12 protein-coding genes and 1 pseudogene are annotated in these 13210 nt (G+C 57.1%); 10 read left to right on the forward strand and 3 right to left on the reverse strand.

The features are described 5' to 3' along the window. Positions 1-183: 183 nt before the first annotated feature. Entirely contained in the window at positions 184-1428 is a 1245-nt protein-coding gene (metC, locus tag SO180_RS40450; RefSeq protein WP_449384366.1) for a cystathionine beta-lyase, read from the forward strand. Between the two features lie 291 nt (positions 1429-1719). Here metC and SO180_RS40455 read toward each other — a convergent pair. Both SO180_RS40455 and SO180_RS40460 read right to left on the reverse strand, forming a co-directional pair. Next, positions 1720-2474, reverse strand: a pseudogene (locus SO180_RS40455) (thiamine pyrophosphate-binding protein); the annotation flags it as partial. Between the two features lie 99 nt (positions 2475-2573). Continuing rightward, positions 2574-3473, reverse strand: coding sequence for a LysR family transcriptional regulator (locus tag SO180_RS40460; RefSeq protein WP_449384367.1), 900 nt, complete (start codon positions 3471-3473; stop codon positions 2574-2576). A 444-nt stretch (positions 3474-3917) separates the two neighbouring features. Between SO180_RS40460 and SO180_RS40465 the strand changes: the two genes are divergently transcribed. The 4 genes from SO180_RS40465 to SO180_RS40480 all read left to right on the forward strand — a co-directional run bounded on the left by SO180_RS40465 (position 3918) and on the right by SO180_RS40480 (position 6543). Further along, the gene (locus SO180_RS40465) at positions 3918-4145 is read left to right on the forward strand and encodes a hypothetical protein (RefSeq protein WP_449384368.1); all 228 of its coding nucleotides are present in this window, start codon (positions 3918-3920) and stop codon (positions 4143-4145) included. Positions 4146-4406: 261 nt separating this feature from the next. Next, positions 4407-4625: a hypothetical protein gene (locus SO180_RS40470; RefSeq protein WP_449384369.1), complete on the forward strand. Its 219-nt coding sequence runs from the start codon at positions 4407-4409 to the stop codon at positions 4623-4625. Positions 4626-4852: 227 nt separating this feature from the next. Next, positions 4853-5311, forward strand: a complete 459-nt coding sequence (locus tag SO180_RS40475; RefSeq protein ID WP_449384370.1) for a MerR family transcriptional regulator — start codon at positions 4853-4855, stop codon at positions 5309-5311. Positions 5312-5430: 119 nt separating this feature from the next. Continuing rightward, positions 5431-6543, forward strand: a complete 1113-nt coding sequence (locus SO180_RS40480) for a branched-chain amino acid ABC transporter substrate-binding protein (protein WP_449384371.1) — start codon at positions 5431-5433, stop codon at positions 6541-6543. Between the two features lie 358 nt (positions 6544-6901). Here the strand turns inward: SO180_RS40480 and SO180_RS40485 are convergent, their stop codons facing one another. Next, positions 6902-7870 (reverse strand): LysR family transcriptional regulator, encoded by a 969-nt coding sequence (locus SO180_RS40485; protein WP_449384372.1) that lies wholly within the window; start codon positions 7868-7870, stop codon positions 6902-6904. Between the two features lie 965 nt (positions 7871-8835). Here SO180_RS40485 and SO180_RS40490 point away from each other — a divergent pair. The 5 genes from SO180_RS40490 to SO180_RS40510 all read left to right on the forward strand — a co-directional run. Beyond that, positions 8836-9429 (forward strand): NodA family N-acyltransferase, encoded by a 594-nt coding sequence (locus tag SO180_RS40490; protein WP_449384373.1) that lies wholly within the window; start codon positions 8836-8838, stop codon positions 9427-9429. Further along, on the forward strand, positions 9426-10085 hold the full coding sequence (gene nodB / locus SO180_RS40495) for a chitooligosaccharide deacetylase NodB (RefSeq protein WP_449384374.1): 660 nt from the start codon (positions 9426-9428) through the stop codon (positions 10083-10085). The genes SO180_RS40490 and nodB overlap by 4 nt, the downstream gene beginning before the upstream one ends. 15 nt (positions 10086-10100) lie before the next feature. Next, positions 10101-11462 carry a chitooligosaccharide synthase NodC gene (nodC, locus tag SO180_RS40500; RefSeq protein WP_449384375.1) on the forward strand — a complete coding sequence of 454 codons (1362 nt, stop codon included), beginning with the start codon at positions 10101-10103 and terminating at the stop codon, positions 11460-11462. 14 nt (positions 11463-11476) lie between these two features. Continuing rightward, complete coding sequence (nodS, locus tag SO180_RS40505; RefSeq protein WP_449384376.1) at positions 11477-12106, forward strand: nodulation methyltransferase NodS; 630 nt, start codon at positions 11477-11479, stop codon at positions 12104-12106. A 12-nt stretch (positions 12107-12118) separates the two neighbouring features. Further along, positions 12119-13210, forward strand: a 1092-nt coding sequence (locus SO180_RS40510) for a carbamoyltransferase N-terminal domain-containing protein (RefSeq protein WP_449384377.1), incomplete at its 3' end; no start/stop codon positions are given.

Raw genomic sequence — 13210 nt, forward strand, 5'->3', positions numbered from 1 at the left:
GGAATAGCTCAGAGTCGTATTGGATCTTCATTCATCGCTCAAGAGACGTCACCGACATGCAGTCGCAGTAGAATTGCCCAAGATTGGCATTGTTGTTGCACCTGCGCAGCTGACGCAGGGCTGGTGACTCCGGTGCGACGACATGCCACGACCAGGGCGGAATGCGACGGAAGAGAACTTGTCATGAAGGATCTGAACGACGACAACAGCGTACGAGACACGGAAACTCTACTTTGTCACCTCGGTCGTGCGCCGGAAGAACACGCCGGGATGGTCAATGTGCCGATCTATCGCGGCTCTACCATTGTTTCGGAAACCTTGGAGGATTGGGACGATCGGAACAAAGACCATCCTAGCTACGGTCGCTTCGGCTCGCCCCTGTCTCGCGCGCTTGAGGCCGCAGTTTGCAAACTAGAAGGCGGCTTTCGGTCGATTCTCTTTCCATCCGGGCAGTCTGCTTGCACTCACTCGCTGCTTGCGTGTTTGAAGGCGGGCGATGATGTTCTAATCAGCGACGGCGTTTACGCGCCTGTTAGAGCCTTCGCGGACAACGTTCTTGCGGCGCTGCAGATCAAGGCACGGTATTTCTGTCCAACGGAGCCGTCAGAACTGGCAGCAAAGATCAACGCGAATACACGGGCCATCTATCTGGAATCGCCATCGTCCATGACCTTCGAGGTTCAAGATGTGCCGGCACTCGCAGCGGTTGCACATCAATCGGACGCGCTTGTGATCATGGACAATACGTGGGCAACACCTCTGTATTTCAGACCATTTGATCATGGGGTCGACATTTCAATCCAGGCTGCGACGAAGTACATCGTTGGCCATTCCGATGCGTTCCTTGGCATAGCCACTGCGAATGAAGCGGCATGGCCCACACTGAAGTCAACTGCGCAGCATTTCGGCGAAATTGGCGGGCCGGATGACATCTATCTGGGACTGAGGGGATTGCGTACTCTAGGTCTGCGCATGAATCGGCATTGGGAAAATGGCCTCATTCTCGCGCAAAGCCTGCAGACGCATCCAGCTGTCGACAGAGTGTTGCACCCCGCCCTTCCCAACGATCCCGGCCATACCATTTGGAAGAGGGATTTTCTGGGCGCCAGTGGACTCTTTGGGATTATTCTAAAACCAATGTCGCGGCCGCAACTTTCGGTTCTCTTCGGTAGCCTGCGCCTCTTTGGAATTGGTCTATCCTGGGGCGGGTACGAGAGCCTCGCGTTGCTTGTCGAGCCACCAAAGCGAGCGGAAGCCGCGCTTCCGTTCGCAGGACCGCTTATTCGCATCCACGCGGGCCTGGAGAGTTCCAACGAATTGATCGCGGACATGCACAATGCGCTGAACGTCGCCTGCGACGTTGCAGTCGATAGTATCGCGTGCCCGAAAGTGATCGAAGTCGACAGTCGATGCCAACTCGTCAGTTAGCCCTGGTGTTTTGTCTCAAGCCGATGTCGCAACGGCGTCATCTTCAGGCCACTGACGCTGGTTCAGCCCGCTACGCGCAATGCGCGCTACAGGGCTTTCCTTGGCTCAGCGCCAGAGGTTGGTCCTGGCAAGATCAATGACTTCGTCGCTCCGGCCATTCACGATCGCCTTGAGCATGTGCAAAGAAAAGCCGTTGGCGATCTCCATCGTCACGGAAGGCGGCACGGCGAGCTCGGTCCGATTGACAACGGCATCGATTAAAGCTGGTCCGTCATGTGCGAGCGCTGCGTCGATGCCATCGTCTACCTCTGAGGGATGTTCAAGGCGCTTGCCGCGCAAAGCATGCACGTTCGGTGACTTCAGCCGCTCGCCAAGAGACAGCAGTTGTTCATGGGCACCGGCACAGCCGGAACCGCAAAGAACGGTCACTCGCTGAGTTCTGTTCAACATTGCAGTCAGGCCATCGAGTTCGGCGGTCGTCGGCAAGACCACCGGCTGTGGAGGCCGCAAACTAGCGGGCTTGGGCCGTGGCGCATCGAGCGCAGGACGAAGTGCGACGTCACCAGGAATGATAACAACGGAAACGCCGTTCCTTCCTATAGCCACGCGGATGGCTGCCTCAAGGATGCGTGGCATCTGATTGGCCCCAGAAACCAGCTCACAATAGTGGCTACATTCTCTAAAGATGATCTCCCGGTGGCTTTCCTGGAAATACGAGGCACCAATCTCGGCCGACGGAATGTGTACGGCGATCGCGAGCACTGGCACGCGCGAACGATGACAATCAAACAGGCCGTTGATGAGATGTAGAGTGCCCGGCCCCCAGCTTCCGGCACAGACCGCGAGCTCGCTCCCGTCAGATGTGCCTCGGCACCGGCCGCGAAAGCAGCGACTTCCTCGTGCCGGAGGTGTATCCATTCGATGCGTCCCTGTCGGCGGATTGCATCGGTGAGGCCATTCAGGCTATCTCCGACAATTCCATAGATGCGCGTTATTCCCACCTCAGCAAGAGTGTTGGCGAACTGATCTGCGACAGTCTGTGCCATGGCGCATATTTCGTCCGGAGCTTAGCGAAGCGCGAACGTCTCGCAGACGTGTCTACGTCGGGGCGCGATATGGCCGGAAATGAATTGTTCGACTGCAATTCAGTCGCTGCCGGAATGATCGTCGCCGCGCGTGCAAGCCACCAGATCGAGCCAAGCCCTCGCGGCATGTGACAGATAGGCGCCGCGGCGCCAAATCATTGCAATGTGCCAGTCAGTATCGGCTTCTTCGAGCGGCACCCGAGCGATCGAAAGATGCTTGCGTTGCTCTGCGATCATCCGTGGCAGAAAGGCGGCCCCCATGCCCGTCGCAGCAAGCTCGACGATGAAATCAATCTGGCTGCTACGCGCGACGACACGCGGCTCGAAGCCGTGCCGTTGACAGGCGTCCAAAATCACGCGGTTCAATGCAAATCCAGCTTCGAAGAGGATGAGCGGTAACTCTCGCAATGCCGGAAGATCGAGAGATCGGCACCGCGAAAGCTTGTGGTCAACGGGTAGCAAAACAGTGAGCGGCTCGCGTTTGACGTCCTGCCATTCAAAGCCGTCCGACACGGGTAGAAGCGAGGCCGCAAGTTCGATCTCGCCTGATAGCAAAACCTCCTCGAGCCGCTCACTTCCGTACTCCACGAGCCGGATATCGATGCCTGGATAGCGTTCGCGGTAGATCGCAAATAGCTTTGCGAACAGAGTGCCGCTACCCACCGGTGGAAGACCGAGCTTGAGAATGCCGCATTTTAGACCGCGCAAATCGCCGAGTTCGGAAATCAGATCGTCCCGCTCCATCAGTAGCCTGATCGCACGGCGATAAACAATTTCGCCGGCAGCAGTAAGCTTGCTGCGGTGGCCGATCCGATCAAGCAGCGGCACGCCAATCTCGTCCTCAAGCTGCCTGACCGCCTTGCTGACGGTCGACTGGGTCGCGAATACGACTTTGCCGGCCTTGGAAAACCCGCCTTGCCGTACGACCTCCACGAAAGTGCGTAGTGTCCGAAGCTCCATGTGAATTCCAAAACTGAATAGACTCTAGTCAATCAATTCATTCGAGAGGGATCCGCAGGCCCGCGCCAGAGACCCGTGCACCGGTCGATCCGCGACGGCAGGCTCCGTCAGATCGAAAAACTTTATTCTTGTTCTGCTCGTTGAGAGCGGTTTTCTGTTCTGAACGAGTTGCCCTACATATTGATCATGCTCTTGCGATTTGCGGAGAGGCCCGTGAGCCGCTCAACTCGCTGCACGATGCCGAAGTGTCGCACCGTGATGCTATGCTGGTGTCGCCCAAGACTGCAGGCGATCCGCTAGTAGCAGCATTCTGTTTGAATGCAATCGGGAAACCAGATCGGATCCGGTGACCAAACTTCCGCGCACCGTCTCTCTGCGCACCGTCTCGTTCTAAAGACAAGCAATGGACGGGTCCGATCGAACAATCGGCACGCGCTTGTGCCCGTGCTGGAAAAAGGCGGTACGTCCCCTGACTTGATTGATAGATCGAGAAAATTCCGCTGTATACCGCCTTGTGTTTCAGGCGCCCGAAATGCATTGCATGCCTTGGCGCGTCAGGTGCTCGATAACTGCTCAATCTTCGGCTCGTTCATCAAGAGCAAGGCGATTCGGGGCGAGCAAAATCAAAATGTCCGCGAAGGTTTTGAAAAAATGAGGTTGCGCGATGAATGATTGCGCAATCTCTTCGCCCACGAGTGGTGCCGATGCTGCGCTAGGGCGATGGATCACTCCGCCATGTAGATCGAGCCGCAAAATCCAGTCGATATTGCGTTTGCACGCCTTCGTCGCGCCAGTGCGCTTTCATGTTGCATCGAGCGACAGATCGACCTGCGTTTGGTCGCGCGCCGCAGGTCGGTCTTCTTTTTGCCCTAACGCAGCCAAACGCCCTTGCAAGGAGCCGACCCGCTGGCGTTATGTTTGAAAGGAGAGACGGTGCAAGTGTTGCAGGTACGAGGTGGTGTTTTCGATCCGGAAGACCTTTCCACCTTAGGAAAGATATTTGATGAGGCGGTGGCGGCGCTGCCGGCAAGTATGCGAACTCCCATCAATCGAACGGAGATCGCTAAGCTTGTGCTTGGACGTACGGCCGCCGGTGAGGCCGAACTGATCCTCCTAAAGAGGCTGATGGTGGCCATTGCGTCTGTGGCTTAGCCGAGCAAAGGTTCAATTATTCTTTGGATAGATCGATGACGGCGTCATTCGACGTCTGCACCGCAGCGTGGTGGCGTGCATTCTGCATGTCATGTCCGCCTGCTGAGGCGCTCCTCGGAAGGCGAAGTTCGATATTGCGATCGAAAAGTAGGCGACAAGCTCTGCGAGGCGCCAAAACCCCTTGAACCTCACGTGACGTTAGGTTGTAGGTTCGTAAACTGAGCAACATGACCAGACCTACACCATTCAGGCGTCGTTGGCGACGCATCGGCGAACTTGCGGAGGCGACCGGCGTGACGGTGCGCACGCTACGTCACTATGAGCATACGGGATTGCTCGCCGCCTCGCAGCGTACGGATGGTGGTCACCGGATTTACGACTGTGAAAGCGTTAGAAGGGTTTATCACATCCTGGCGCTTCGCGAGCTCGGGTTCTCTCTTCATGAGATACGGAAAGCGATGGAGGGAAGAACTTCGCTTCCCGACCTGTTGAGCGAACAACTGGAGCGAGCTGAGATTCAGGTCGCGCGGGCAACCAAGTTGCGCGATCGGCTGCGCAACATCACCAAGAACACGGAATCGGATGTAAGTGTGGAAGAACTACCTGCCCGCCTTGATGCAATGTCGCGCGAGAGCTGCGGTCAAACGCGCCGGCGGGCACGCGCGCCCGATGACGCGGATCGATAGTAGGCGTGGACGAACGGTCAGACAACGCGAGTTTCCGATACGAGCATCAATAACCGCGACCAAGGTAAGAGAGCGGGAGCGAGTCTTGGCGCAAAAGCAACCAACGTCAGGGGCGTCAAATGGCAGTGTTTCGCATGAATCTAGTCGCCGGTGCAGCGGTCCTGGCTTCCGTGTTGGTCTCGGTCGCGTCCGCTGACGATGTTTACGTTGCAGTGGCTGGACCTATGACGGGAAACAATGCTGCGGTCGGTGCTCAGATGCGCTACGGCGCTAGCACGGCCGTGGATGACTTGAACTCCTCCGGATTGCTTCCCGAACTCAAGGTCAAATTGACTGTTGCTGACGACGCCTGCGATCCGAAGCAGGCCGTCGCAGTAGCCAATCGGCTGGCGGCTGACCAGGTCAGGCTGGTCGTTGGCCACTATTGTTCCTCTTCCTCAATTCCCGCCTCCGACGTTTACGCTGAAGCGGGAATTATTCAGATTTCGCCCGGATCAACCAATCCTCAGCTGACCGAACGAGGCCTCAGGACGATTTTTCGGATCTGCGGCCGTGACGACCAGCAAGGCGTGGTCGCCGCCGACTATATCCTGCGGCATTATTCCAAGAGCAAGATCGCCATCCTCGATGACAAGAGCACCGCTGGCAAGGGCATAGCAGATATCGTTGCGTCTCGTCTTCACGACGCGGGACTGCAGATTGTCATGCGGCAAAGCTACATGGCCGGCGAAAAGGATTACACGGCGTTGGTATCAAGGATGAAGAGGGAACGAATCGAAATCGTCTATATCGGTGGCGGCTACTACACGGAGATTGGCCTGATTGTGCGGCAAGCCGCAGACGCACAGGCGCGTCTCACCGTCATGGCTAACGATCCGCTGATGACCGGCGAATTCTGGGCGATTGCGAGCGATGCTGCAAACGGCACTCTCTTCACATTCATGCCAGACGCCACCCAAAACGCGGCGGCGGCCGACGTCGTAGCCAGATTGAGAGCATCACAGCGGTCCGCGGAAGGCTACACACTTTACGCCTATGCCGCCGTGCAGGCGTGGGCGCAAGCAGTGAAGCGCGCTGGCTCCTTCAACGCTCTGCGCGTGGCAAAAGCGCTTCGCTCGCAAGAGATTGAGACCGTAGTCGGCCAAGTGCGGTTTGATCCTAAAGGCGACAATGCGTTTCCCGGTTTCATAGTTAATCGTTGGCACGACAACACGATTGAGAGGGTCGAGTGAGCTGGATACGGGTAGCCGAACCAGCGACCTGAATATCAGCTAGTTCGCGTCTTATCGGACCAATCGTGTGCCCAATCGAGTCTTGCGGATGGCCGAGGAGGCGATCTGCGAATGGCAAACAAAATTGCCAAAAGGACACGAGGCGATCAACCGGTGGCCAGGTTCATCTGAGGGAATAGCGACGAAAGCCAGATCTGGCGTCAGCAATCAACGGCGCGTTCTTGTGTCAAAGAAAAATGGCCTTGAAAAGACTAGCGAAGAGATGCCGTGTTGACTTGTAAGCGTCATCAATCGGCATCTCTTCGCCTAACGGCTTACGATCCGCGGTTGTCATTCCGGCGCATCCAAAGCTGTATCTCTAGCTAGCGAAGGGCGGGTCCGCGAGATGTCCTCGGCGTGTCTTAGGATCGGCGTGCGGAGGAACCAAACGCGCTGCCTCCTGCAACAATACCTCGCGCATCCATATGCTTGCTGGATCAGTATTGTGAAGGGAAGGCCATTGGACGGCTTCGGTGAAGCCTGGAAGCGGTAGTGGGAGTTTAGTGATCCGTAGCGGCATCATTTTTGCGAAATACTTCACAAGCGTGAGGGGCATCGTCGCTATTCGGTTGGTGCCAAGCAGCATGGGAGGGACCAAGCTAAAGCTCTGAACAACGACCTCAACGCGTCTCTTGAGGCCGTGCTCTTGCATAAACCATTCGTCTACAGCGGGCACGCGAGAGCGCCCGAACTTGACCGCAACATGGCCCATTGACATGTACTTATCGAATGTGAGTGCCCCCGATAGCTGCTTGTTCGAGCGGCAGCCGACGCACACGAGGGTCTCGTCAAAAAGGGTAGCTTTAGGGTGTGCGTCCGACATGTATAGCTCGGGCACGATGAGAAAGTCGATTTCGGCGCGTTGGAGAGGATGATCGAATGGGTCCGCGTGAGGCATCAATTCGAATCTGACGCCGGGCGCATCTCGTGCAACACGCTTCACGACATTTCGGAACCACACGATCGTAGCAAAGTCCGACAGGCAGATCCTAAAGCGCCGGTCGGATTCACTCGGCTTGAATGTATCCCTGGACGTAATGGAGAATTGGATGTGAAGCAGAGCCTCGCGCGTTGGGGCGGCGAGAGCTTCCGCACGTGGAGTTGGAATAAGTTCGCGGCCCTTCATCGTGAAGAGCTCGTCTTTGAAATATGTGCGCAGGCGTCCAACTGCCGCGCTCATGGCCGGCTGGCTCAAGTTGATGCTGCGAGCTGCCGCCGTGAGGTTTCGCTCGGTCATCAGCGCATCGAGCGCCACGAGCAGATTCAGATCCAGTCCTCGAAAACGCATAGTCACCTATCCGCAGTGTAGATGCTTCTCATCCAAACAATCGATTGTACCAGTTAGCACAGCGCCGGTTAGGAAATCTCCAGTTCCTGTGCATTAGCGTACGTTTCGGAGAAGCAGAGCGTGGCACCGCAGATCGCAAATATTGGTGATGGCGCTTCGTCCGCGGTTGCGCGCAACACCTTAGCTGGACGTCCGTCATGGCGTTGTCACATCCGAAAAGATTGCATCGATTCCAGTCTTAACCGCTTGTGCGATCGATCGCCGATCACACGGGCGGCGAGCCATCATACTCGCAAGAAAACAAATGAGCGGCACCAAAGTCGTCGCGTGCATCAAGGTCAGTGCCAGATATTGGACGAGGCAAATGAGGCCGCGGCTAACATCGTCGTATTCCGCTTTCAAACCGCGCGATCGGCATATTGTCTGTGCGGTGAGAGGAGCGTGACGTCGTGTGCAGCGGAGTTGCGGTTTCTTCGCCCGTGCCAGGGAGTTTCTACAATAGCGTCGTCTCCCTTAGCAACTGCATGCCGCTCAACAATGCCGTCAGGAGCGCGGTTTAAACCATCGTATAGTCGCTACATACGCTTCAATGGAAGGCGTCTACCTCGATATGACTGGGTAAATGCCTGGTGCTCCGATAGCGTGAGTGCTGCACAGAGCTGTCGCGGAGAATGGGCGTTCGGGGGCAATGAACGAAAACTAGAATGCAAGATAGTAGGCGGGGCACGACCTCTCACTGAGCCGATTGCGACCAGCCCGGACACGACGGCGACGGTTAGCGACGGCCCCCACAAAATCCGGAATATCCAAAAAGTCCTGCCGCCCGCGCGGTCGAACCCAAACGCCGTCAACAAGTCAACATCAAACCCATTCGCTGGCGACACCATCGAACGAGCACCGCCACGCCGTTCGTTGCCCGCCTGATGCGTGCCTCAGCAACGCAGCAAGAAGCAGGAGAGTCTTTCATGCGCCCTCAGCTCCAATGGAGGACGTGCTGGGAAAATGACTTACAACTTGCCGACCACGTCGCAATCTCTGAGTTCTTTCGAAATGCTTACGGTCCGACCGGGGCGTTTAACGCGCAACCGTTTGAAGGCAATCGAAGCTGGGCCGGCGCGAGACCTGAACTCCGTGTGATTGGCTACGATGATCGCGGCGTGGCCGCTCATATCGGCGCGCTGCGGCGGTTCATCAAGGTCGGCGAAATCGATCTGTTGGTGGCCGAACTTGGATTGTACGCGGTACGCCCGGATCTCGAGGGGCTCGGCATCTCTCATTCGATGCGCGTAATGTATCCGGTGCTGCGGGAGCTCGGCGTTCCCTTTGGGTTCGGCACGGTTCGACATGAACTCAAAGAGCATATCTACAGGCTACTCGGCCGCCCAGGCTTGGCGACGATTGTTCCGGGCATTCGCGTGCGGTCTACCCTTCCGGATATTTATGCCAACTTGCCGCCAACCCGCGTCGACGACGCGTTGCTCGTCGTTTTCCCTATAGCGCGGGCGATGAGCGAGTGGCCCACCGGTACATTCATCGAGCGTAATGGGCCAGAGCTGTGAAAGACGCAAGTGGTTCCTTCGAAGCGCACAGCAAGCGGGCCAAGGATGCCGTCGGCCACAGCGTCTATTTGACGTTTGACGACGGGCCTAATCCATTTTGCACGCCGGGTATTCTCGATGTGCTGGCGGAATACCGCGCGCCGGCGACGTTCTGTGTCCTTGGCACGTACGCCGCGAATGAGCCAAAGCTAATCCGAAGGATGGTCGCTGAGGGGCATGAGGTAGCAAACCACACGATGACACATCCGGATCTGTCCAAATGCGAACCAGACGAAGTGCAATATGAAATACTGACGGCGAGTAGGGCCATCATGAGCGTGTGTCCCCAAGCCGTGGTGCGACACGTGCGTGCACCGTATGGCATTTGGACCGAAGAGGTGCTGGCCAAGTCAGCGAAGGCGGGACTGGCGGCTCTCCACTGGTCAGTGGACCCACGCGACTGGTCATGCCCGGGCGTCGATGCGATCGTTGGCGCAGTGTTAGCATCTGTCCGCCCTGGTGCGATTGTGCTTCTGCACGACGGATGTCCGCCCGATGAGCTGGGGCGGTGCATTCATTCCGGTCTGCGCGACCAGACGCTGAAGGCACTTTCCCAACTTATTCCAGCCTTGCGTGATCGCGGTTTCGCGATCTGCCCGCTTCCCCAACTTCACTGAACAAATCGGCGTCCCATGAACCTGCTTGCCACAACCAGCACTGTAGTCGTCTCGTCTTATGCGTTGCTCTCCGCGGTCTACAAGACCGTGCAGGCGTTCCATGCCTCGCCGACACCAGCGTCTTCGGCGACATCAGATGCAGTCCACCCCGAATCTATGCCGAGTGTGGATGTGATCGTACCATGCTTCAACGAGGATCCGGGTACGCTGTCGGCCTGCTTAGAGTCCATTGCAAGCCAAGACTACGTCGGGCAGCTGCGCGTCTATGTGGTTGATGACGGCTCTGGAAACCGGGAGGACGTCGCACCCGTCCACCATGCCTATGCCTACGATCCGAGGTTCAACTTTATTCTCCTGCCGAAGAACGTTGGAAAACGCAAAGCACAGATTGCAGCGATCCGGCGCTCATCCGGAGATTTGGTGCTTAACGTCGATTCGGACACGATACTCGCGAGCGATGTAGTCAGGAAGCTTGCATTGAGAATGCAGGATACTGGTATCGGTGCTGCCATGGGGCAGCTGACCGCGAGCAACCGCAGCGACACCTGGCTAACCGGGCTGATCGACATGGAGTACTGGTTGGCGTGCAATGAGGAGCGCGCAGCTCAAGCTCGTTTCGGTGCGGTCATGTGCTGCTGCGGACCATGTGCCATGTATCGGCGATCCGCCCTCGATTTGCTACTGGATCAGTACGAGGCGCAGTTCTTTCGAGGAAAGCCGAGCGACTTCGGCGAGGATCGCCATCTCACGATTCTCATGCTGAAGGCAGGATTTCGAACCGAGTACGTTCCGGACGCCTACGCCGCGACAGTCGTTCCAGATAAGTTAGGTCCGTATCTGCGACAACAGCTCCGCTGGGCCAGGAGCACTTTCCGAGACACGCTGCTTGGGCTGCGCCTTTTGCCCGGTCTCGATCGATACCTGACGTTAGATGTTATCGGGCAAAACATCGGCCCGCTTCTTCTGGCTCTTTCGGTTGTTACAGGCATCGCGCAGCTCGCGCTCACGGCAACAGTGCCGTGGTGGACATGTTTGATGATCGCATCGATGACCATGGTACGATGCGGCGTAGCAGCCTTGCGCGCGCGTCAACTGCGATTTCTTGCGTTTTCCCTGCACACGCCCATCAATATCTTTCTGCTACTTCCGGTCAAAGCATATGCGTTGTGTACGCTAAGCAACAGCGATTGGCTCTCACGCAAATCAGTCAAGGCTCTCGGGTCTGGCGGAGACCAAGCGCTAAAAGAAAACCACGAGCCCCAACCAGACCTCACCCGACCTTCGGGACTCGCTGTGCCAGTTCGCAAGTGGGATGCTTCGCGCCGTCCGTCGAGCGGTGACACGACTGCACTTGCAGTGGCGAGTGATACGGACTGAGGAGTGGACAGCTCATGAACCAGGAAAGCGGTTACCAATCGTTAGAGCGAGAATTGGCTGCCGATGATCCATGGCGGCTGGACGGCAATCCGTTCGAGCGAGAGCGTCACACGCACATGCTGCGGCTTTCGCTTTCAAACGGCTTCATCGCAAATGGGCTCGAGGTCGGCTGCGCGGCGGGCGCATTCACGGAAAAGCTGGCGCCACACTGCGAACGACTTACAGTCGTCGACGTCGTGCCGCGAGCGATTGGCCGGGCGAGTCAACGGACGAAGCGATGGTCGCACATCACATGGATAGTCTCTGACATTCAACGGTTCTCGAGAACAGACCAGTTCGATTTGATCGTGGTGGCGGAAGTGCTTTACTACCTCCGCGATGTTGCCGAGATGCGTACGGCCATTGGCAATTTGGTGCGAATGCTTGCGCCGGATGGGCATCTGGTTTTCGGATCAGCGCGTGATGACACCTGCCGTGGCTGGGGACATGCGGCTGGTGCCGAGACGATCATCGCAATGCTGAACGAAACATTGGTCGAGGTCGAACGGGTGCAATGTCGAGGCGATTCGGCCAACGAAGACTGCTTGCTTGCTTGCTTTCGAAAGTCGATCGGGTCTTCCGTTTCATTCAACAACCGACCTTAGCATTGAGGCACCATGCGCATCTGTGGCATCAAGTTGACGCACGACGGGTCCATCGCCCTTGTGGAGGATGGACGTCTGGTCTTTTGCATCGAGCATGAAAAACGCGACAACAATCGACGGTACTCAGCCATCGAGAATCTCGATACGGTTGTTCTCACATTGGCGGAATACGGCCTTCATCCCCGCGATGTTGACCAGTTCGTCATCGACGGCTGGGACGGGGAAATCGAATCACAATTCCAGGTCCTGAGTGGATCGGAGCTTCTCACTCTCAAAGGTGCGCCGTATGTTGAACGCCCCGAAGGAATCCTCTCTTCACATGAGGGGAACGGGCTTGTGCTCGACGGCAATAGCTTCTCCTATAGGAGCTATGCACACGTCACGGGCCATATTGCCTCTGCATACTGCACAAGCCCGTTTGCGAAAGCGGGAGAGCCCGCTTTCTGCCTCGTGTGGGACGGCTGCATCTTTCCGCGACTTTATTATGTAAAACCCGGTGGCGGCCGCTTCCTCGAGTGCCTATTCCCGATGATAGGGCATGCCTATGCCGTCGCGGGCCATCACTTTGGGCCCTACCGGCAGGCGAGCCGGACCAACTGGGACCTTGGCGTTGCGGGCAAACTGATGGCCTACATCGGTCTGGGAACGCCTGATGAAGACGTTGTGACAGTATTTAGGGAGATCTACGAGAAGCACTTTGCGGCGGACACGGAGTCTGCCCAGCGCTACCGAGCGAATATAAATGACGCCGAAGCGTCACTTGCCGCGACGCACGACTTCTTCGACGAAAGCGCACTTCGATTGGAGGCCAAGCGACACGAAGATATACTTGCGTCATTTCACGTTTTTCTTGAGCGTCTGCTCGTGCGGGAGATGGGCCTTGCTTTGCTGCGGCATTCGAACGTTCCCGGGCCGCGCAATCTTTGCATCGCCGGCGGTTGTGGTCTTAATATCAAATGGAACAGTGCGTTACGTGAAACCGGCCTGTTCGATGCGGTATGGGTACCGCCGTTTCCGAATGACAGTGGCTCGGCTATCGGAGCCGCTTGTTCGGCGTTGGTCGCGGACAAGGGTTTCGTGCCGTTGGAGTGGTCGGTCTATGGT

The organism is Bradyrhizobium sp. UFLA05-112 (assembly GCF_053572325.1).

Excerpts from the sequence above, each read along its gene's own strand:
- metC (WP_449384366.1), top strand. The coding sequence starts at position 184 with ATGAAGGATCTGAACGACGACAACAGCGTACGAGACACGGAAACTCTA.
- SO180_RS40460 (WP_449384367.1), bottom strand. The coding sequence starts at position 3,473 with ATGGAGCTTCGGACACTACGCACTTTCGTGGAGGTCGTACGGCAAGGC.
- SO180_RS40475 (WP_449384370.1), top strand. The coding sequence starts at position 4,853 with ATGACCAGACCTACACCATTCAGGCGTCGTTGGCGACGCATCGGCGAA.
- SO180_RS40480 (WP_449384371.1), top strand. The coding sequence starts at position 5,431 with ATGGCAGTGTTTCGCATGAATCTAGTCGCCGGTGCAGCGGTCCTGGCT.
- SO180_RS40485 (WP_449384372.1), bottom strand. The coding sequence starts at position 7,870 with ATGCGTTTTCGAGGACTGGATCTGAATCTGCTCGTGGCGCTCGATGCG.
- SO180_RS40490 (WP_449384373.1), top strand. The coding sequence starts at position 8,836 with ATGCGCCCTCAGCTCCAATGGAGGACGTGCTGGGAAAATGACTTACAA.
- nodC (WP_449384375.1), top strand. The coding sequence starts at position 10,101 with ATGAACCTGCTTGCCACAACCAGCACTGTAGTCGTCTCGTCTTATGCG.
- nodS (WP_449384376.1), top strand. The coding sequence starts at position 11,477 with ATGAACCAGGAAAGCGGTTACCAATCGTTAGAGCGAGAATTGGCTGCC.